We start from the raw sequence: 20501 nt of genomic DNA, 5'->3' as shown, positions 1-20501 counted from the left end.
AGCAGCACCATGGGCACGATCTGGGTGTAGTTGAAGGGCGCCAGGATCGGCGCCGGCGCCAGGCGGTGCGCCGATATCAACAGCCAGTGCCCGATGCCGCCGAGGGCGCCTAGCAGCAGCATCAGCGCCCAGCCCATCAGGTCCGGCGACTGCCAGACGAAGGGCACGAAGGGGGTGATCACCAGGGTGCCGATCAGCGCGGTGTAGAACTGCGTGACCGCCGCCGGGTCGACCCCCGCCAGCTTGCGCGTGGTGATCTGGTAGAGGGCGGCGGCGGTGGCGCTGGCCAGGGAGAAGGCGGCCGCCCAGTGGATCAGCCCGACATCGGGCCGGATCACGATCATCACCCCGAAGAAGCCGACGAAGATCGCCGTCCAGCGCCGCGGGCCGATTCTCTCGCCCAGAATGGGTACCGAGAAGAGGGCCACGATCAGCGGCGTGGAGAAAAAGATCGCCGCGGTCTCGGCCAGTTGCAGGTAACGCACGGCGATGAAATTGCAGGAGGTGGCGCCGAACAGCAGCAGCGAGCGCAGGATCTGTGTGCCCAGGCTCCGGCTGCGCAGGATACGCGTCCCGTTGCGCGGCCAGAAGATGATCAGCGCGAAGATCATGTGCCCGGCATAGCGCGCCCAGATCACCTGTTCGGTGGGATAGATCTGAACCAGGTACTTGGCGGTGGTGTCGAGGCCGGCGAAGGTGGTGAAGGCGACGATCATCAGCGCAATGCCCTGCAGCGGGGCATTTTCCACCGGTTGGATATGAAGGTCCCTGGATGATGGCATGGGCGCTGCTGAACGGGCTCCGGCATGTTGGGGCCGACCCGGCCCGCGGACCACAGGCACCCAGAGCGGCAGTTTATGCTAGCGGCGCCCCAGGCAGGCCGGTAGCGCCATCTGCGCAGGGCTCCCATGCCGATTTGCCGGGCGGTGTGCCCCAGGCTCGTACTCAGTAGGTTGCGCGGCCGCCGGAGACGTCGAAGACGGCGCCGGTGCTGAAGGAGGCTTCGGCGGAGGCCAGCCAGGTCACCAGGGCGGCCACCTCGTCGACCGTCCCGAAGCGCCCCATGGGGATCTTGGACAGCATGTAGTCGATGTGTTCCTGGGTCATCTGCTTGAAGATGTCGGTTTCCACCGCTGCCGGGGTCACGCAGTTCACGGTGACGCCGCTACCCGCGGTTTCCTTGCCGAGGGACTTGGTGAGGCCGATCACCGCGGCCTTGGCGCTGCTGTAGGCGGCGGCGTTGGGGTTGCCCTCCTTGCCGGCGATGGAGGCGACGTTGACGATGCGTCCGTAGCCGCGCGCCAGCATCCCCGGCAGCACCGCGCGGCAGCAGAGAAACACAGCCGTCAGGTCGACATCGATGAGCCGCTGCCAGTCGGCCAGGCTGTAGTCCCAGGTTTTCTGGTTCGGGCCGGTGATGCCGGCGTTGTTCACCAGGATGTCCGGCGGACCGAGTGCTTCCGTGGTTCGGGCCAGGGCAGCCTCGACCGCCGCTTCCTCGGTGATGTCCAGGGTGCAGGGCAGGGCTGACTGCGGGTCGGCAAAGGCGGCCTGCGCCGCATTCAGGGCCTCGGCATCGAGATCCCAGAGCGCGACCCTGGCCCCCTTTGCGGCGAGACGCTGGGCCACGGCCAGGCCGATACCCCGGGCGGCGCCGGTGACGACGGCACTGCGGCCGGCAAAGTCTGCTTCAGACATACTGTCGGTTTTCCCCCTGCTCGGTTGCTGCGCGCAGCTTAGCCTCGGTTCCCGCTGCCTTGAAAGACAGGCGAGGGTGCCGCAGAGCCCTTTGCGCGGTCCGGCGGCCATCGCCCGAAGGAACTTACGGCGGTAGTCGCACTTCGGCGTTCTTGGTTAAGATGTGGGATCGACGCCCGTGAGGCGCCTCACGCCATTGCTCCGCGGGTTCGCCACGAAGATAATGGACGCGGTTACGTATACGATGTATGGTAACCGCTGATAAATAAGGCAAAGGCACAGACAGCGACCTTTGCGGATGGGGAGGCTATATGGCTGACGTCGAGATTTGCGACGTTCGCAAGTCCTTTGGCGCCACTGAGGTTCTGCACGGCGTCAGCATCTCGATTCCCGATGAATCCTTCACCGTGCTCGTCGGCCCCTCGGGCTGCGGGAAGTCGACCCTCCTGCGCATGATCGCCGGCCTCGAGGAGATCACCTCGGGCGACATCGTCATCGACGATGAGATTGTGAACCGGGTGCCGCCGAAGCAGCGCGACATCGCCATGGTGTTCCAGAACTACGCCCTCTATCCGCACATGAAGGTCTTCGACAACATGGCCTTCAGCCTGAAGCTTGCGAAGATCGACCAGGCGGCCATCGACAAGGCGGTGCACGAGGCGGCGGCGATCCTCAATCTGGAGGACTATCTGGACCGCTATCCGCGCCAGCTCTCGGGCGGGCAGCGCCAGAGGGTCGCCATGGGCCGGGCCATCGTGCGCAAGCCGCGGGTTTTCCTTTTCGACGAGCCGCTGTCCAACCTCGATGCCAAGCTCAGGGTGCAGATGCGCACCGAAATCCGCGAGCTGCATCAACGCCTCAAGAGCACCTCGATCTATGTCACCCACGACCAGATCGAGGCCATGACCATGGCCGACCAGATCGTGGTGATGCGCGACGGCTACATTGAGCAGACCGGGGCGCCGCTGGATCTCTACGACTATCCCAACAACGTCTTCGTCGCCGGTTTCATCGGCTCGCCGGCGATGAACTTCATTGCCGGCGAGGTACGCCACTCTGACGGGCGCGCCGAGGTCGTTGCCGGAGATGGCACGGTCCTGGGCGAGGTTGAAGCCAACGGCGCGGCCGCCGGACGCCCGGTTCTCTATGGCATGCGGCCGGAGCACTTCGTCCTCGCCGGGGAGAACGAAGGCCTGCCGATGGATATCTCGGTGGTGGAGCCGACCGGTGCGGAGATTCTCGTCGTCGGCCGTCTCGGCGGCTGTGAGGTGCAGATCGCTTTCAAGGAGCGCCACGATCTGCGCTATGGCCAGCGGATTCATCTGAAGCCGCGGCCCGGCATGGCGCATCTGTTCGATCAGGAAACCGGTGAGGTCCTGCGCTGAGGCAAGGCCGGCCGGCGCCGGCGACGCGGGCATCGCAAGAAGCGGAGAAGGAGTCTGAGAAGCGTATCGCGTGATGAGAGGCGGGACCGCCACCGGGCATCTGCCCAGCCATCTCGCGGGAATGGGTAAAGAAAGTCCATCAAAGGGCAAGAAGCCATCAAAGAGCAAAAAGAACGAAAGCGGAGGAAAAGATGACCAGTTTTACGAGACGTGACGTGTTGAAGGCGAGCGCAGCGGCAACGGTCGGCGCCGTGGCCGCGACCCCGGCCATGCTGCATGCGGCGCGGGCCTGGGCGGCTGACAACCAATGGACGCCGGAGAAGGGCGCCAGCCTGCGCCTGCTGCGCTGGAAGCGCTTCGTGCAGTCCGAGGAAGAGGCTTTTCTCGCAACCATCGATGCCTTCACCAAGGCGACCGGCGTCCAGGTGCGTATCGACAGCGAAGGCTTCGAGGACCTGCGCCCGAAGGCGGCGGTTGCCGCCAACATCGGCAGCGGCCCGGATATCATTTGGGGCATCCACGCCGACGCGCATCTCTACCCCGATGCGATGATGGATGTCAGCGACGTCTGCGAGTATCTCGGCGGCAAGTACGGCGGCTGGTATCCGGCGGCCGAGACATACGGCATTCGCGATGGCAAGTGGATCAACCTGCCGGTGACCATCAGCGGCAACCTGATCAACTATCGCAAGTCGATGGTGCAGAAGGCCGGCTTCGACGGCATCCCCGAGTCCACCGAGGACTTCCTGAAGCTGATGCAGAACCTGAAGGCCAATGGGACGCCCGGTTCCTTCGCCCTCGGCAACGCCAGCGGCGACGGCAATGCCTGGACCCACTGGATCGTCTGGTCCCACGGCGGCCAGGTCGTCGACAAGGACAACAACGTCGTCCTCAACAGCCCTGAAACCGTCGCCGGTCTCGAATACGTCAAGCAGTTGGGCGAGACCTTCGCCCCCGGCGCCGCCTCGTGGCTGGACGGCCACAACAACAAGGCTTTCCTGCAGGGCGACTGCTCGGTGACCAACAACGGCATCTCCATCTATGCCGCCGCTGTGCGCGAGGGCATGACCGACATCGCCGAGGACATGGACCACGCCTTCTATCCCGTGGGCCCGGCCGGCAAGCCGACGGAACTGCACGTCTGCTTCCCGATGATGCCCTACAAGCACACCAAGTATCCCAACGCGGTCAAGGCCCTGCTGACCTTCCTGATGGAAAAGGACCAGTACGATGCCTTCCTGCAGGGTTCGGTCGGCTATCTCAGCCACCCGCTGCGGGCCTTCAAGGACCATCCGGTCTGGACGGAAGATCCCAAGCGCACGGTCTTCCGCGACGTCGCCGAACGGACGCTCACCTTCTCCGGCGACGGCTCGCTCGGTTATGCCGCTTCCAGCGTGTTCGCCGACTTCATCGTCGTGAACATGGTGGCCGAGGCGGCGACCGGCGCGAAGTCGCCCAAGGATGCCGCCGCCGATGCGCATCGCCGCGCGGAGCGTTACTATAACGTCTAGCAAGACGGGGCAGGCCGCCCCGGGCCGTCGCAACGCGCGCCCGGGGCGGATTTCCTTTTCCGAAGCAGGAAGGCGGTTAGGCCGTGGCGGCTGCTAGCGATCTCACACGTACCGAAGTCGGCCTGTTCGAGCGCCTGCGCAACAACCGGAATTTCCTCGGGCTGCTGTTCATGCTGCCGGCGGGCGTCCTGCTGCTGGTGTTTCTGACCTATCCCCTGTTTCTGGGGGTCTGGCTGGGCCTGACCGACGTCAAGGTCGGCCGGCCCGGGCGCTTCATCGGGCTGGAAAACTACTTCTGGCTCTTCGAGGACTCGGTGTTCTGGCTCTCGGTCTTCAACACCTTCCTCTATACCGTGGTCGCCAGCATCATCAAGTTCGTGCTCGGGCTCTGGCTAGCGATGATCCTGAACAACCACATCCCCTTCAAGGCCTTCATCCGCGCCATCGTGTTGATGCCCTTCATCGTGCCGACGGTGCTCTCGGCGCTGGCCTTTTGGTGGATCTACGATTCGCAGGATTCGGTCATAAGCTGGATCCTCATCGAGATGGGCCTGATCGACACCACCATCGATTTCCTGGGACAGCCGAATTCGGCCCGCGCCTCGGTGATCGCCGCCAACATCTGGCGCGGCATTCCCTTTGTCGCCATCACGCTCCTGGCCGGGCTGCAGACTATCCCGCCATCGCTGCACGAAGCCGCGACCATCGACGGCGCAACCGATTGGCAGCGCTTCCGGCATATCACTTTTCCGTTGCTGACGCCGATCATCGCCGTGGTCATGACGTTCTCGGTGCTCTTCACCTTCACCGACTTCCAGCTCATCTGGGTGATGACCCGCGGCGGACCGATCAACGCAACCCACCTGATGGCGACGTTGTCCTACCAGCGCGCCATCGTCGGCGGCTCGCTGGGCGAGGGGGCGGCTATCGCCACCGCGATGATCCCCTTCCTGCTGTCGGCGATTCTGTTCAGCTACTTCGGCCTGCAGAGGCGCAAGTGGCAGCAAGGAGGGCGTGATGACTGACTCCGTCACCAAGAACGCAACCGCCAAGAACGCGGCCACCAGGAACCCAGCCAAGGACAAGACGGCGGTCGCCAGCGAAGGCGGCATGGATTATCTGCAGTCGATCCCCCACAAGGTGGTGGTGATCTACATCCCGCTGCTGATCTTCCTCTTCGTTCTGCTGTTTCCCTTCTACTGGATGACGGTCACCAGCTTTAAGACCAACGAAGAGCTGCACGCCTATCGCGGGCTGGCGGCGCTCTGGGTCTTCGAGCCGACCTTCGAGAACATCCGCTTCCTGCTGTTCGAGACCGAATACCCGCGCTGGGTCTGGAACACCATGTTCGTCACCGTCACGGCGACCTTTCTTTCGATCTTCTGCGCCGTCTGCGCGGCCTATGCCATCGAGCGGCTGCGCTACAAGGGCGCGCGCACCATCGGCATGCTGATCTTCCTCGCCTACCTGGTGCCGCCGAGTATTCTGTTCATCCCCTTGGCGATCATGGTCTTCGCGCTGGGCATCTTCGATTCCAACTGGGCCCTGGTCCTGACCTATCCGACGGTGCTGATCCCCTTCTGCACCTGGCTGCTGATGGGCTACTTCCGCTCCATTCCCTACGAGCTGGAGGAATGCGCGCTGATCGACGGAGCGACCCGTCTGCAGATTTTGGTCAAGATCGTCCTGCCGCTCTCGGTGCCTGGGTTGATTTCCGCCGGGATCTTTGCCTTCACGCTGTCCTGGAACGAGTACATCTATGCCCTGACCTTCATCGCCTCGGCGGAGAACAAGACCGTGCCGGTGGGCGTGCTGACCGAACTGATCAGCTTCGATGTCTACAACTGGGGCGGTCTCATGGCTGGGGCCATGCTGGGTTCGCTGCCGGTGGCGATCCTCTACTCCTTCTTCGTCGAGCACTATGTCTCCTCGATGACCGGGGCGGTGAAGGAGTAGCGCTGCGGAAAGGGCCTGCCTGTCTCCCGCTTCGGTCTTGCTTTTCCGACATCGAGGGCCGATTTTTCTGGTCCCGATCCAAGAGATGCAAAAGGTCTCGCCGTGCTCATCAGGGAAACTTCGGACTCCGACCTGCCGGTCCTGCTGGACATCCACCGCCGTGCCTTCGGCCAGGACGTGGAGGCGGAGCTCACCAGAGATATTCTGAACGACCCCAGCGCAGAGCCGGTCCTGTCCCTCATGGCGCTGGACGGCGAGGAGCCGCTGGGCCATGTCCTGTTCTCGCGGACGCGCCTGACGGAGCCGGATCGCGACCGGTCCTCCGCGATCCTGGCGCCGCTGGCCGTGGTGCCGGAAGCCCAGCGCCAGGGAGTCGGCGGGGCGCTGGTCGAGGGCGGGCTGGCACGGCTGGCACAATCCGGGTCCGGGTTGGTCTTCGTGCTCGGAGACCCCGGATATTACGGCCGCTTCGGATTTGAGGCGGCCCGCCCCTTTGGGCTGGCCACACCCTTTCCCATTCCCGAAGCCTATGCAGAAGCCTGGATGGTCCGCGCTCTGGATGACGGCGGGCTCAACGGTCCCGGAGGACGGGTCGTTTGCTGCGATGCCCTGTCCAAGCCGGAGTATTGGAGCGAGTAGGGCAAGAAAAGCGACCTCCCGGCTTGCCCGCCACCGGCGGATCATGAAAGCTATGCCCCGTCGAAATCTGCCGGACCGGAGCCAAGGGATGCCTTCTGATACCTCTGAGAGCCTGCTGCGCTGCATCGCGCCCCGCGGGGCGCCGGTGCCGGTGGTCTTCGACAGCCCCCACAGCGGCATGCGCTATCCCGAGGATTTCGGCAGCATCGCGCCGCTTTCCGTCCTGCGGCGCTCCGAGGACGCCTTCGTCGACGAGCTTTACAGCGCCGCCCCCGATCACGGCGCGCCCCTGATCGCCGCGGACTTCCCGCGCATCTACATCGATCCCAACCGCGCCCTGATCGACCTCGACCCGGCGATGCTGGACGGTCCCTGGCCCGACCCGCTGGTGGCCAGCCGCAAGACCGAACTGGGGGTCGGCCTGATCTGGCGGGTGATGCCGCCGGACTCCCAGATCTACGACCGCCTGCTCAGCGTCGCCGAGGTGCGCCGCCGCATCGAGACCTTTTGGAAGCCCTACCACGCTGCCGTGGCCAAGGCGATCGACGACACCCATGCGCGCTTCGGTCAGGTCTGGCACATCAATTGCCACTCCATGCCGGAGATGGGCAACAGCGGCACCGAGGACGGCCCGGTGGCCCGTGCCGAGTTCGTTCTCGGCGACCGTGACGGCACCACCTGCGCGCCCGCCTTCACCGCCTTCGTCGCCGAGCAGTTGGACTCGCTCGGCTACGAGGTGAAGCTCAACGAGCCATACAAGGGGGTCGAGCTGGTGCGCCGCTACTCCGACCCCGAAAACGGCCGCCACAGCCTGCAGGTCGAGATCAACCGCAAGCTCTATATGGACGAGGAGCGGATCGAAAAGAACGGCGGTTTCGATGCGCTGAAGGCCAACATCGACCGCCTGATCGCCGCCATCTGCGCCTACGCCCGCGAAACGGTCGCCTGACCCCGCAGGTGCCGGCCTGTCCGGACCGGTGACCTCCCTTCAGCGGGTTTCCCGGTCGAGCACGGCGATGGCTTCGTCGTAGAGGCGGCGGGCGCGTTCCGGTGTCTCGGCGACGCAGACCATGCCCAGCTTGCCGTACTGCGAGAGGGCGCCGATCATGTGGAACACCACCCCTTCCTGGGTGGTTCCGTGGAAGTGCAGGCCGTTCAGCACCGCGATGTCGATCAGGTCATCCGGCGTCAGGCCGCGGTAGCGCTCGTTCTGGATGTTGTCCGAGGCGTAGTAGAAACAGGGGCGCCCGCCGGGCGAGCGGTAGAGCCCCGTCGCCGGGTCGTAGTGGCCGTCTGTCAGGAACTGCAGCATCAGATAGGGATGGGTGGTCCCGCCCTTGCGCAGGTTCACCTCGATTGCGTAGTGGGCCCAGCCGTCCGGGCCGGGAACGGAGATGAAGTCGACGCCGAAGCGGCCGATCACGCCGCGGTCGCGCAGGATCCGCGCGGCCTTCAGCCCCTCTTCCTGAATCGCCAGCCGATAGGCTTCGTCTGCGGGGAAGCGGCAGCCGAGGAAAATCTGGCTTGCCGAGCCGCCGAGCACCTGGTCGTGGGTGGATATGGTTTCCAGCTCTCCCGTCGGGTCGACCCGGTACTGCGAGGAGGGCGAGCGCTTGCGCGCACCTTCGATGAAGGTTTCGACGATGGCCTCCATGGCCTCGATCTTGGATTCGAACAGGTCCCAGGTCATGCCCGCAGCCTCGAATCCCATGTGGCCGAGGCGCGACCTGATCCATGGCTTGAGGTCGGCCCCCTGCGGCGCGCCCTCGAAGGAAAAGACGGCATTGCCTTCGCCGGAGAAGCCTTCGTTCAGCTTCACCACCGCGCGCTTCAGCTCCGGTTTCGCGGCCTTCAGTTCGACCAGCGCCTCGGTCAGCTGCTGTGCGTCGGAAAGATCTTCGAAGCCGTCGGGGATCAGCATGCCCGCGTCCCGGAACAGCGCCCGCGCGCCGCTCTTGGAACCGAGGTGCAGCAGGTCCGGGTCGCAGCCGTAGATGGGCACGCCGAGCCGTACCGCCAGACGCCGTTCCTCGTCGGAGACATTGAAACAGGTCATGTGGGCGGCCGCCCTGTCGGGAATGGCCGCCAGAATGCGATCGACCAGGCGCGGGCGCTCCAGGATCTTGGTGCTGAGCGGTTTCGGCGAGGTGTCGTGACAGGAGATGAGGGTCAGCCGCCGCCGGGCATGGCGCACCGGCACCCCCGGCAGCAGGTGCAGGTAGTAATCCACCACCGACTCGGAGATTGGATCGCTGGAGACGTAGATGACGTTGGTGCGCGGCAGGCGCAGCAGCAGGAGCAGGCAGAGCATCCGCTCCTCGTAGTGCTGGACCCCCAGGATCTTCGCCATGACGTCGGCGTCCAGGCTGAAGCTCGGCAGCACGACGACACTGCGCGGAACGTCGTCGTCGGAGAAGACCGCACGGTACATCACTTGAAGCCGCGCCTGAAGCCGCCGAAAGGCGTCGCGCTCGCCGTTTGCGTCGAGGTTTGCGACTGGGCCCGGGGCCGGATCGCCGGCGCTCATGGGTCGGCGGTCACGGCCTACCTGCTGCGCTTTCGTTGGGTCGCGGGGGCCTGCTTCATGGCGAAGCGGTGGCCTTCGACGAGCCTCAGCAGGTCGAAGGAGCTGATGATACCGACGACCTTCTTCTCGTGGGTCACCACGACGTGATGGATCTTGTGCTTGCGCATGATTCGCGCGGCCTTGCTGACGTCGTTGTAGGCGGGTACGCAGAATACGCGTTCCGACATGATGCGCTTGACCGGGGATTCTCCCTTGAGCTTGCGCGCCGCATCGGCTGTCGTGACGATGCCCTCGGCCTCGCCGTCCGGTCCGACGATGGGCACGGCGTGAATCCGGTTGCGCTCCATGATCCCACGAATGTGATCGACGCTGTGATGGGGCTGGGCCGTGATCACCCGCTTGGCCATGAGGTCGGCGATCTTGACGTTCATGCTGGCTCCCTGATCTCTCGTTGTTCTTCTGCCCGGTGGGTGCCGCTGTAAGTGGCGAACCCCCGGGGCCGACCCACCATCATCGCCTGCCCGGCGCTTATGGCCCTTGCGATAGGTCAATTCGGGGCGGGCCGGGCGTCCTTGCACTGGGGCCGGTCCGGCGGTGCCGGGACATGAACGAAAGTTAATGATCCGGACAGGCATCGGTAATGCCGGGGCACCATCTGAACGGTGTTTCTTCGGACCTGCTGAGGAGGTAGCACCGTGGTCTCTGTCCTTGCCCCCAATCCGAGGCTTCCCGAGAGCGATGAAGCCTCCGTTTCCCTGCGCCGCCGCCCCGGCGTGCGGACTGTTCTCGCCGCCGCAGGCCTCTCCATTGTCCTGACAGCCGGTTTGTTGGCACCGGCAGCCGCCCGGCCGGCCCCGGAGAGCTTCGCTGATCTGGTCGAGGAGGTGGCGCCCGCCGTGGTCAACATTTCGGTGGTCCATCGGGCTGTCGCGCGCGAAGGCACCGGGCCGGAGGCAGCGCCGGAGGGTTCTCCCTTTCGCGGCGACCCGAACTTCCGGGAGTTCTTCGAGCGTTTCTTTGGCCGTGAGTTTCCCGGTACCCGCCCCGGTAAGCGCCCCGGTGAGCGTCCGGACGAAGGTCTTCAGCCGCGGCCCGGCCGGGGCGCCGGTTCGGGTTTCGTGATCGATCCCGAGGGTTACGTTGTGACCAACAACCATGTGATCGACGGCGCCGAGGAGATCACGGTCACCCTGCGGGATGGCCGGGCCTATGAGGCGAGCCTGATCGGCGCCGATGCCCGCACCGACCTGGCACTGCTGAAGGTCGAAGCCGAAGAGCCTCTGCCTTCTGTCGCCTTTGGCGAGTCCGAGGGCCTGCGCCCCGGTGACTGGGTGGTGGCCGTCGGCAATCCCTTCGGCCTGGGCGGCTCGGTCACCGCCGGTATCGTCTCGGCCCGTGGCCGCGATCTGCCCGGCGGCACCCTGATCGACTTCATCCAGATCGACGCGCCGATCAACCGCGGCAACTCCGGCGGCCCGACCTTCAACACCGAGGGCGAGGTGATCGGCGTCAACACGGCGATCTATTCGCCCAACGGCGGCAGCGTCGGTATCGGCTTTGCCATTCCCTCCGATCTCGCCAGCCGGATCGTCGACGATCTGCGCGACGACGGCAAAGTGGAGCGCGGCTGGCTGGGCGTGCGTATCCAGGGCGTGACCCCGGACATGGCCGAGGGGCTCGGGCTGCAAGAAGCCAAGGGCGCGCTGGTCTCCAGCGTTGAGCCGGGGAGTCCGGCCGCCGCCGCGGGGATTGAGGCCGGCGATGTGGTGCTGGAGTGGGACGGCTCCGCGGTTGCGCGGGTCAAGGATCTCAGCCGCCTGGTGGCGCGGACCGCCATCGACAAGCCCGCGACGATCCTTATCTGGCGCGACCGCGAAGAGCGGACGCTTTCAGTGGTGACCGGGGCCTTTCCCGCTGAAGAGCAGGTATCTGCGGTGACTCCGCCGCAGGGCGAAGAGCAGCGCCCGGCGGACCGGATGGCACTGGGCGAGACCGGCGTCACCGTGGCCGACCTGGACGACGGTATCCGCGGCGATCTGGGGCTCGCCGAGTCCGACAACGGTGTCGTGATCGTGGAGATCGAACCGGGCAGTGCGGCCGCCCGCAGCGGCCTGAGGCCCGGCGACGTGATCCGCAGCATCACCTCCCAGCCGGTGGGCACCGCCGAAGAGGCGGCGGCCCGCGTTGCCGAGCTGGAAGACAGCGGCGAGACCGTCGTCACGGTCAAGGCGGCGCGGGGCGGCAGCGAGAGCTTCTTCGCCCTGCGTCTGAAATCCGCCTGAGGCCGCGGAAGAGGCGGTCGTCTGACGAGGGGTGTCCCCTGGGCTTGGTCCAGGGGCACCCTCTTCGTCGTTTGGAGGTTTGCACCGAGGCTTGCGGGCCCGAGCCGAAAGGCCTAACCCTTGATGCCGCCTTAGATGAGCTCAGTCCTGGTGAGGGAATGCCGCGAAAGGCCGGGCGCGATGCGTGTGCTGATTGTCGAAGACGACGGGGAGACCGCCGGATACATCGCCAAGGGTCTGGGCGAGGCGGGCTATGCCGTGGAGGTTGCCGCCGACGGCCGGGACGGCCTGCTGCGCGCCGCCAGCGAGGACTTCGACCTGGCCATCGTCGACCGCATGCTCCCCCATCTCGACGGGCTTTCGCTGGTGGAGACCCTGCGGGGTACCGGTAAGGACCTGCCGGTCCTCTTTCTTTCTGCCATGGGTGGCGTCGACGACCGGGTGAAGGGTCTGCGTGCCGGCGGCGACGACTATCTGGTGAAGCCCTTTGCATTCTCCGAGCTGTTGGCCAGGGTGGAGGCCTTGCTGCGGCGTCCGGCGGCGGGCCAGGTCGATACCAGCCTCAGGGTCGCCGATCTGGAAATGGACTTGCTGTCCCGCAGCGTGCGGCGCGGCGGCCGGTCCATCGAGTTGCAGCCGCGGGAGTTCAAGATCCTGGAGTACCTGATGCGCCATGCCGGTCAGGTGGTCACCCGGACCATGCTGTTGGAGCATGTCTGGAACTATCACTTCGATCCTCAGACCAACGTGGTCGACGTTCACATCTCGCGCCTGAGACAGAAGATCGACAAGGACTTCGAACAATCGCTGCTGCACACCGTGCGGGGTGCGGGGTATTCCCTTCGTGAGACCAGCTAACCTCCTGCGGTCCAGCATCTTCCGGCTGACGCTGGTCTACCTGGTTTTCTTCAGCCTGGCAGCCGCCGTGCTCGCCGGCGCCGTCTTCTGGATCACCGCCAACGTCGTCTCCCGCCAGATCGACAGTACCATCGATGCGGAGATCCGCGGCTTGGCCGAGCAGTTCTCGCAGCGCGGAACCCCCGGCCTGATCACCGCCATTCAGCGCCGCGCCGTTGCTGCGGAGCGGACCCGCGGGCTCTATCTGGTGACCGACGCCGCCGGCCGCCGGCTGGCCGGCAACCTCAGCCGTTGGCCCGACGAGCCGGCGGACGAGGCCGGCTGGCTGACCTTTCGCCTGGAGTTTCCCGAGGCTGAGAACGGCGGTGTCAACTTCGGCCGCGCCCGCACCTTCGAACTGCCGGGCGGCTTTCGCCTGCTGGTCGGCCACGACGTGCGGGAGCGCGACCGGGTCGCCGGACTGATCCGCGAGATCCTCGCTTGGAGCCTGCTTGCGATCCTGGGTATCTCCCTCTTGGGCGGGCTGCTCATGAGCCGGGTCCTGTTGGGACGGATCGAGGCGATCAACCGCACCAGCCGCGAGATCATGGCCGGCAACCTGTCGCGCCGGGTTCCGCTCAGCCGCCGCGACGACGAGTTCGATCAACTAGCCGGCAACCTCAACGCCATGCTGGACCAGATCGAACGTCTGCTGGAGGGAATGCGCCAGGTCAGCGACAACATCGCCCACGACCTGCGCAGCCCGCTGGCACGTCTGCGCGGCGGGCTCGAACTCGCCTTGATGGAAGACCCGAAGTCCGAGGGGTACCGCGATGCCATCGCCAAGGCGATCGCCGAGGCGGACAGCATCCTGAAGACCTTCGCGGCCCTTCTGAGCATCGCCCAGGCGGAAGCGGGAACACCGCGCGAGCGCTTTACCGGTGTCGACCTGAAGGGGCTGGTCGAGGACGTCGTCGAGCTTTATGCGCCCCTGACCGAGGATCTCGGCATGGACCTCGCCGTGGGTCCGCTGGAGGATATTCGGCTGACCGGCGACCGCGACATGTTGTTCCAGGCCCTGGTCAACCTGCTGGACAATGCCATCAAGTTCTCCGGTAAGGGCGGGCGGATCGACATCGCGGCGAGGCGGCGGGGGCAGACGGCTGTGCTGAGCGTAGGCGATCGCGGCCCGGGCATCCCCGAGGACAAGCGCGAAGAGGTCCTGAAGCGATTCGTCCGCCTGGAACGCAGCCGCAGCACCGCCGGCAGCGGACTTGGCCTCAGCCTGGTCCAGGCGGTGGCCCGCCTGCATGACGGCAGGCTGATCCTCAGTGATCACGCGCCGGGGCTCTGCGCCGCGTTGGAACTGCCGCTTGCCCAAGGCACCCCGCCGGGGCGATAGTCAGCCGGCGCGGCGCGGAAGACAGCTTGTCGCATCGATGCGCTGAGGAAGCCGGCGAGACAGAGGGGGACCGCCGATTGGTTGAGGCGACCAGCCTGGAGCGCGAACGCGAGGAACAGGCGCGTTGGCGGCCGCTGCCACAGGGGCCGCGCTTTCCCATCTTCGAACAGCTCGTGGAGAACGAGTTCCAACCTCCGGAGGTGCTGCTGGCGCAGCAGGGGGCCGACCTGCGAAAGCTGGTCGCCTTTGCGGTGCAGCGGGTGCCCTACTACCGCGATCTTTTCGAGCGCCTGAAGCTCACGCCTGCCGACGTCGTGTCCGCCGCGGACCTGCTCAAGCTGCCGCTGCTGTCCAAGCGCCTCATTCTCGAGAACGAACGGCGCCTGCAGCCGGACCGCCTGCCGGCGGGCGAGAAGTTCTATGGCGTCTTCGCATCTTCGGGCACCACCGGCCGGCCGACCCAGGTCGCCCACACCCACAACAGCAACCTGATGTTCACGGTGATGGGTCAGCGCCACGTGCGCTGGTGCCGCTGGGACCCCATGGACAAGGTGGCGGAGATCCGCCTGCCGCACCAACTGCCGGTCAAGCCGGACGGCAGCGCCTTTGCGCCCGGCGAAACCTGCCGAAGGCCGGGCTGGCGCTATCTGGGTGGGCTTTTCCAGACCGGCCCCTATGCCGGGCTGAACGTCTTCACGCCCATGGAGGAGCGGATCGACTGGGTCTATCGGGAGCGGCCGGCGCACCTCACCGGCGCCTCGGAGATTCTGGAGCAGATGGCTTTCGCCTGTCAGGACCGCGCGCCGCCGCCGGGCCTGCTCTCGACGCGCGCGATTTCCGAGCAGCTCACCGAGCCGATGCGCCGGCGCATCGAGGACACCTTCAAGGTTCCGGTGCATCAGAACTATGGCCTGAACGAAGTAGGCATCATCGCCGGCCTTTGCCCGGCCGGGCGCTATCACATCAACAGCGAGCACTGCATCGTCGAGATCCTCGACGAGGATCTCCAACCCTGCCCGCCAGGCACCGCCGGACGCCTGGTGGTCACGGCGCTGAAGAACCCGGCCATGCCGCTGCTGCGCTACGACACCGACGATCTGGCCACCGCGGTCGACGGGCTTTGCCCCTGCGGGCGGACGCTGCCGGCCTTCGACGACATCGTCGGCCGCTACAGCCGCATCGCCTTCCTGCCGCCCGGCACCCTGGTCCACGTCGAGGCCTTGCGCGACGAACTGCAGGCCATGCCGCAGGAGTTGATGCGCAATCTGCGCCAGTTCCAGGTGCACCAGTTCCGCGACGGGCGCTTTGAGATGCGCCTTTGCACGGTCGGACCTCTGCCCGACGCCTTTGGCGCCCGCCTGCATGAGGCCTGGCAGGGCTCTATTGGCGAGGAGGCCCTGTCGCTGGAGCTGATCGAGGTGGAGGAAATCGCGCGCCCGCCCAGCGGCAAGTACCAGGACTTCACCTCCGACTTCTTTCCCTCCGCCGGCAGCGATGCGCGGCCGGACCCGACGGTCACGCGGCGCCCTTGACGGAACCGCTGACCATGGCTTCGGCACCCATCGCCACCAGTCTGGAGCGCGAGCGCGAGGAACAGCGCCATTGGCGACTGCTCCCGGACTTCCGGCAGATGACGCAGTTTGAGGCCCTGCTGACCAACGAGTTTCGCGATCCGGAGGAGATTGGCCGTCAGCAGGATCAGGAGCTGGCGCGGGTTCTGCGCTTTGCCGCAGCGCGCGTGCCCTTCTATCAGGGGCGCTTTGCCGAAGCCGGATTGATCCCCGATGACACCACCGGGTCGAGGGATCTGCAGCGGTTGCCTTTGCTGACCAAGGCCGAGGTTCAGGAGAACGGCAAAACGCTCCGCGCGACCGCCCTGCCGAAAGGGGAGAAGGCCTTTGGCTGGTTCGGATCGTCGGGAACCACGGGGCGCGCGACGAGGGTGCTGCACTCCAACACCAGCAACTGGATGTTCACCTTTCTTGAGCAGCGCCAGCTTCGCTGGTTCCGCTGGAATCCGAAGGGCCTGCGTGCCGATATCCGTGTTTCCACACAGTTTCCGCCGACCGCGGAGGGGCAGCGGCGCCCACTGGGATCGAGTTTCAAACAGGATCGCTGGCGCTATGTCGGCCGGCTGTTCGAGACCGGCGGCTACGCCGGGATCTGTGTGACCGCTCCGCTGGAGCGCCAGATCGCCTGGTTGCGCGAGACGAGTCCCGACTACCTCATGGCCTATCCCTCGACACTGGAACGCCTCGCCTTCGATCTCGGCCCTGCGGCGGCGGAAATCGGTGTTCGGGGGGTTTATGCCATCTCCGAGCAGATGACCGCCGCCATGCGGCATCGGACGGAAGGGAACTTCGGGATCGCCGTCGACGAGAACTATGGCCTGAACGAGATCGGCCGGGTGGCGCAGCGCTGCCGGGCCGGCCGCTACCATGTGAACGCCGAGCACTGCTTTGTGGAAATCGTCGATGACGAGGGCCGGCCTTGCCGGCCCGGCAAGATCGGCCGCCTGGTGGTCACGGCTTTGAGGAACCTGGCGATGCCGCTGATTCGCTACGAAACCGGCGATCTGGCGATGGCGGTGGAGGGGCCCTGTCCCTGCGGCCGGACGCTGCCGGCATTCGGCACGATCCATGGCCGCTATCGCCGAATGGCCTATACGCCCGATGGCACCTCGCTGCAGGTCCACTGCCTGAAGGTTGCGCTGGAATCCATGCCCCGCGACCTCAATGCCAACCTCCGCCAGTATCAGATCCGTCAGCAGCGCGACGGATCCTATGTCATTCAGGTAACGGTGGCCGAACCCTTGCCGCCGGGCTTCGAGGCCTGGCTGCGCCAGCGCTGGGAGGCGGAGATCGCAGAGCCGCGCCCGGACTTGGCTTTGCAGAGGGTCGACACGATTCCTCTCAGCCCGAGCGGCAAGACCGAAGACTTCGTGTCGGAATGCGCCCCGCCGGCGGAGGCGCTGCCACAGCGATAGGGGATCGGCCGATCACCAGCTGTTGCGCAGCTCGCGCAGCTTCAGGAAGACCTCCTTGGGGCCCGGGGTCTCCGGCAGATTGGGAAAGGCCTCGCGCAGGCGGGCGATGACTGTGGGATTTTGCAGGCGAAAGAAGGTGTTGATCTTCTTCTCCAAGGCCAGGGTGGAGACCAGGGCCCGGTCCGTATCCTGATCCTCCACATTGCCCAGCAGGGTCTCGGCGTCCCGGTTGTCGGGCTCGCGGTCCAGGGTGAAGCGCAGGTTGTTGGCGATGTAGTCGTGGCCCGGATAGATCAGGGTCTCGTCGGGGAGTCGGGAGAGCTGCTCGGCGAAGGTGTGGTAGAGCTCGTTGGGATGGCCGCCGTTGTGGCAGTTGCCGGCCCCCGCGTTGAACAGGGTGTCGCCGCAGAACAGCGCCGGCTGGTCGGTGCGGGACAAGAGGCAGACGTGGCTCATGGTGTGGCCCGGCGTGTCCAGCACCTCCAGGTCCACCGACTTGCCAACTTTCACCACGTCGCCGGCATCCAGGCCTTGGTCCATGCCGGGGATGCGGTCCTTGGCGTTGCGGTGCGCCAGAATGCGCGCGCCGGTCGCCGCCACCATGGCCTTGTTACCGCCGGTGTGGTCGCCGTGCTCGTGGGTGTTGAGGATCTGCGTGACTTCCCAGCCGCGGTCCCGTGCGGCGGCCAGGCACTTCTTGTGGTCGAGCGGATCGATCGCCAGCGCCTCGCCGCTCTCCGGACAGGCGATCAGGTAGTTGAAATTGCGGTAGGCATTCGCGGTCCAGATCTGCTCGACAATCATCGCTCTCTCCTTGTGCATCCGGCTAACGTCGGCAACTGTGGCCCGCCGGAGATCTCCTCGCAGGAGCATAGGCCAAGGCACGGCGGCGCACCATGGCACAAGGTTGCGGGGCGGCTAGCGGATGAGTTTCAGCAGGGCCCGGAAGTCGTCGCTGTCGGCGCGTTCCAGCCATTCGAAGACCACCATCTCCGTCGTCACCGCGGTGACGCTATCCCTAGCGAGCGAGTCCGGGTCCGGCCGGCTGTCGGCGGGCAGGCAGTCGAGCACGAGGAAACGCCGGCCGGCGGCCGGCAGCACTCTCGGCAGCGGCTCGGCGATCACCAGTTGATCGCGGCCCGCGCAGTCGGCGGCCACCCCCGGCGCGCAGCAGGGCACCTGCAGACGCTCCGCCGCGGCTGTCAGCAGGGCACGGTTGGCGGAAACCTCGGCCGGCGCCTCCGACCCATAACCCGGCGCGGCGCCGATCACCAGGATCGAACGCCTTGCGGAGAGCAGCAGCCCGGCGGGGGTGTTTGACACTCTGTCGGCTGGATCAGACACGCTCTGCGCCGACGGCGGACTCAGACCGAGTTTCGCTGAGCGCGCCGGGGGTCACTTGGCCGCGACGGCGGGCGCCAGCTCTGGCAGGGTGAAGACCTCCATATCCTCGGCCACCCCGCGCAGGCGGAAGCGCCCCAATGAGACAAGGGAGCCGGTCACGACCTGTTCGAAGTCCTCGGAGACCAACAGCGGGATGCCGAGCTCTTTGGTGAGGTTGTCGAGCCGCGCCGCCTCGTTGGTGGCGGGGCCGATGACCGTGAAATCGAGCCGGCTCGGCGCCCCGATGTTGCCATAAGTCACGTCGCCCATGTGCAGGGCCATGCCGAAGCGCAGGGGCGCGCGCCCGTCCTCCGCCAGGGCATGGTTGACCTCTTCCATGCGGGCCAGCGCTTCGCGCGCTGCTTTCAGCGCCTCGCGGCCGGCATGGCGCCCGCAGTACATCTCCTTGCCCTTATCGAACTTGCCGGTCTTTTCCATGGGGAAGATCGCCAGCAGGCCGTCGCCGATGAACTTCAGCACCTCGCCGCCGCCGTCGAGCACGGCGCCGCCCATGGCCTCGAAGAAACGATTGATGAGATCCAGGTAGTCCTCACGGGACACGCTGTCCGCAAGGGCGGTGGAGCCGCGCAGGTCGCAGTACCAGATCACCGCCGGAATGTTGGCGCCGTCACCGCGCTTGATGAGGCCGTTGAGCACGCGCTGGCCGGTGTAGGCGCCGAGGTAGGTATCCAGCAGGGAGCGGGACATGCGGTGCATGGCGTGCACCTCCAGCAGCCGGCTCAGCATGGGCAAGATCTCGTGGATCTGTCCCAGATGCTCGGTGGTGAAGCCGCCGGGCTTGTCGCAGGCCAGAGTCAGGCCGTTGATCTTGCCGTTCGAAAAGCGCATCGGCATGGCGACGTAGTCGGTGGCGCCCAGTTCGACCAGGTCCTTCAGGATCGGGAAGTCGAGGACCGGGTTGGGCCCCTCGAGGCGGCGACGAATACCGCCGGCCCCTTCGAAGATCCGGACGACGGGGCTGCTCAGATAGGCTTCGGACTGCAGGCCGTAGTGCGGCATGTCGCGCTCGTCGACCACGGCTTCGCCGCGCCGCCAGACGAAGGCGTTGCTGGCCATCTGGGGGTGGAGGGTCGGAATGATCACGTTCATGCGTGAAACCCCGAAGCCGGCCTCCACCAATTGGCGGCCCAGACGGTCGACCAGCTCGGCGGAGGAGGTGGCCTCCCAGCCTTCGCGCAGCATCCAGGCGGCCAGCGGGTTGGCGTATTCCGTCAGGCTGTCGCCGGGATCGATCTCGACCTCCTGGTCCTCCTCGAACCAGGTGTCCATCTTGTTCCAGTAGAAGGCGATATGGCCGCGGATGCCGAGCGCCTCCTCGATCGGGTCCTCGTAGCTCCAGGCGGCGTTCTCGGCCAGCTTGTCGCCCACATCCACGCTCCAGTAGCTGGCGGTGCCCTTGAAGGGGCAATAGGTGGTGTGGTCGCTCGCCTTGAGAAACTCCATCGCGACATCTTCACGGGGCAGGTAGTAGACCGCCGGAAGGCGGGTCTCGTGAAGGATCAGGGCACGGCGGCTGTCGGCCACCACCTGGCCGTTGAAGACGACTTTCACGCGCTTGCCGCTGGGCTCGATCTCAATGCTGTAGTCGGCGGAATCCAGGGTTTCCGGCTGTTTCGGGGCGAGGGGTGCGACCTCTTGCATGGGCGGAAGAACCTTTGACGCGATCACTGGCGCCGGGAAATCCACTGCGGCGCCGTGTCTGAGAAGTGGCTGATTGCGTTGAATATAGGCACATCCGACCCGCCTTTCACGCCCTCAGATCCTCCGACCCCGGAATTGCCGCATGGTAGAAGGGCTTCCCCTCCCGCTCTCCCTCTAAGAGGCCGGTGGGGGTTCAGAATTTTCGGTTCCGAAAATCTGCCGTCCGTTCTATC

At 65.9% G+C, this 20501-nt stretch carries 18 protein-coding genes; 11 read left to right on the top strand and 7 right to left on the bottom strand.

Translation table 11 applies throughout. The annotated features are described in order from the left end of the window. Positions 1-749 (bottom strand): DMT family transporter (locus Q0996_RS15560; RefSeq protein WP_299621608.1); only part of this gene is annotated, 749 nt, incomplete at its 3' end. Positions 750-945: 196 nt separating this feature from the next. Then, positions 946-1698: an SDR family NAD(P)-dependent oxidoreductase gene (locus Q0996_RS15555; RefSeq protein ID WP_299621606.1), complete on the bottom strand. Its 753-nt coding sequence runs from the start codon at positions 1696-1698 to the stop codon at positions 946-948. Positions 1699-2009: 311 nt separating this feature from the next. Here Q0996_RS15555 and Q0996_RS15550 point away from each other — a divergent pair, with 311 nt between their 5' ends. The 6 genes from Q0996_RS15550 (at position 2010) to Q0996_RS15525 (ending at position 8138) form a co-directional block, all read left to right on the top strand. Further along, the gene (locus Q0996_RS15550) at positions 2010-3083 is read left to right on the top strand and encodes an ABC transporter ATP-binding protein (protein WP_299621603.1); all 1074 of its coding nucleotides are present in this window, start codon (positions 2010-2012) and stop codon (positions 3081-3083) included. Between the two features lie 191 nt (positions 3084-3274). Further along, entirely contained in the window at positions 3275-4594 is a 1320-nt protein-coding gene (locus Q0996_RS15545; protein ID WP_299621601.1) for an ABC transporter substrate-binding protein, read from the top strand. 83 nt (positions 4595-4677) lie between these two features. After that, positions 4678-5619 carry a sugar ABC transporter permease gene (locus Q0996_RS15540; protein ID WP_322096723.1) on the top strand — a complete coding sequence of 314 codons (942 nt, stop codon included), beginning with the start codon at positions 4678-4680 and terminating at the stop codon, positions 5617-5619. Then, positions 5612-6550, top strand: coding sequence for a carbohydrate ABC transporter permease (locus Q0996_RS15535; protein ID WP_322096722.1), 939 nt, complete (start codon positions 5612-5614; stop codon positions 6548-6550). The genes Q0996_RS15540 and Q0996_RS15535 overlap by 8 nt, the downstream gene beginning before the upstream one ends. A gap of 102 nt (positions 6551-6652) precedes the next feature. After that, a complete protein-coding gene (locus tag Q0996_RS15530) occupies positions 6653-7189 on the top strand; it encodes a GNAT family N-acetyltransferase (protein ID WP_299621598.1) in 537 nt (178 codons plus the stop codon). An 88-nt stretch (positions 7190-7277) separates the two neighbouring features. Further along, positions 7278-8138 carry an N-formylglutamate amidohydrolase gene (locus Q0996_RS15525; RefSeq protein WP_299621595.1) on the top strand — a complete coding sequence of 287 codons (861 nt, stop codon included), beginning with the start codon at positions 7278-7280 and terminating at the stop codon, positions 8136-8138. 39 nt (positions 8139-8177) lie between these two features. On the opposite strand, the gene Q0996_RS15520 is transcribed toward Q0996_RS15525, so the two are convergent. Together Q0996_RS15520 and Q0996_RS15515 are read right to left on the bottom strand one after the other, a co-directional pair. Next, on the bottom strand, positions 8178-9716 hold the full coding sequence (locus Q0996_RS15520; RefSeq protein ID WP_299621592.1) for a peptide ligase PGM1-related protein: 1539 nt from the start codon (positions 9714-9716) through the stop codon (positions 8178-8180). 17 nt (positions 9717-9733) lie between these two features. Beyond that, entirely contained in the window at positions 9734-10147 is a 414-nt protein-coding gene (locus Q0996_RS15515; RefSeq protein ID WP_299621589.1) for an HPP family protein, read from the bottom strand. A gap of 264 nt (positions 10148-10411) precedes the next feature. Between Q0996_RS15515 and Q0996_RS15510 the strand changes: the two genes are divergently transcribed. The 5 genes from Q0996_RS15510 to Q0996_RS15490 all read left to right on the top strand — a co-directional run bounded on the left by Q0996_RS15510 (position 10412) and on the right by Q0996_RS15490 (position 17223). Then, positions 10412-11998 (top strand): Do family serine endopeptidase, encoded by a 1587-nt coding sequence (locus tag Q0996_RS15510; RefSeq protein WP_299621586.1) that lies wholly within the window; start codon positions 10412-10414, stop codon positions 11996-11998. Between the two features lie 180 nt (positions 11999-12178). After that, positions 12179-12856, top strand: a complete 678-nt coding sequence (locus tag Q0996_RS15505) for a response regulator transcription factor (protein ID WP_299621583.1) — start codon at positions 12179-12181, stop codon at positions 12854-12856. Further along, positions 12843-14237, top strand: a complete 1395-nt coding sequence (locus Q0996_RS15500) for a HAMP domain-containing sensor histidine kinase (RefSeq protein WP_299621581.1) — start codon at positions 12843-12845, stop codon at positions 14235-14237. Before Q0996_RS15505 ends, Q0996_RS15500 begins: the two co-directional genes overlap by 14 nt. 77 nt (positions 14238-14314) lie before the next feature. After that, the gene (locus tag Q0996_RS15495; protein WP_299621578.1) at positions 14315-15769 is read left to right on the top strand and encodes a phenylacetate--CoA ligase family protein; all 1455 of its coding nucleotides are present in this window, start codon (positions 14315-14317) and stop codon (positions 15767-15769) included. 14 nt (positions 15770-15783) lie between these two features. Further along, complete coding sequence (locus Q0996_RS15490; protein WP_299621576.1) at positions 15784-17223, top strand: phenylacetate--CoA ligase family protein; 1440 nt, start codon at positions 15784-15786, stop codon at positions 17221-17223. A 12-nt stretch (positions 17224-17235) separates the two neighbouring features. Here Q0996_RS15490 and Q0996_RS15485 read toward each other — a convergent pair whose 3' ends face one another. The 3 genes from Q0996_RS15485 to Q0996_RS15475 all read right to left on the bottom strand — a co-directional run bounded on the left by Q0996_RS15485 (position 17236) and on the right by Q0996_RS15475 (position 20268). Continuing rightward, positions 17236-18027: a hydroxyacylglutathione hydrolase gene (locus Q0996_RS15485; RefSeq protein ID WP_299621573.1), complete on the bottom strand. Its 792-nt coding sequence runs from the start codon at positions 18025-18027 to the stop codon at positions 17236-17238. A 114-nt stretch (positions 18028-18141) separates the two neighbouring features. After that, the gene (locus Q0996_RS15480) at positions 18142-18546 is read right to left on the bottom strand and encodes a hypothetical protein (protein WP_299621570.1); all 405 of its coding nucleotides are present in this window, start codon (positions 18544-18546) and stop codon (positions 18142-18144) included. A gap of 72 nt (positions 18547-18618) precedes the next feature. Next, positions 18619-20268, bottom strand: coding sequence for a DUF427 domain-containing protein (locus tag Q0996_RS15475; protein ID WP_299621567.1), 1650 nt, complete (start codon positions 20266-20268; stop codon positions 18619-18621). Positions 20269-20501: the final 233 nt, after the last annotated feature.

The organism is Pelagibius sp., assembly GCF_028289705.1.
Classification (GTDB): Bacteria; Pseudomonadota; Alphaproteobacteria; order Kiloniellales; family Kiloniellaceae; genus Pelagibius.
This window is presented reverse-complemented; position numbering and strand designations above follow the sequence as displayed.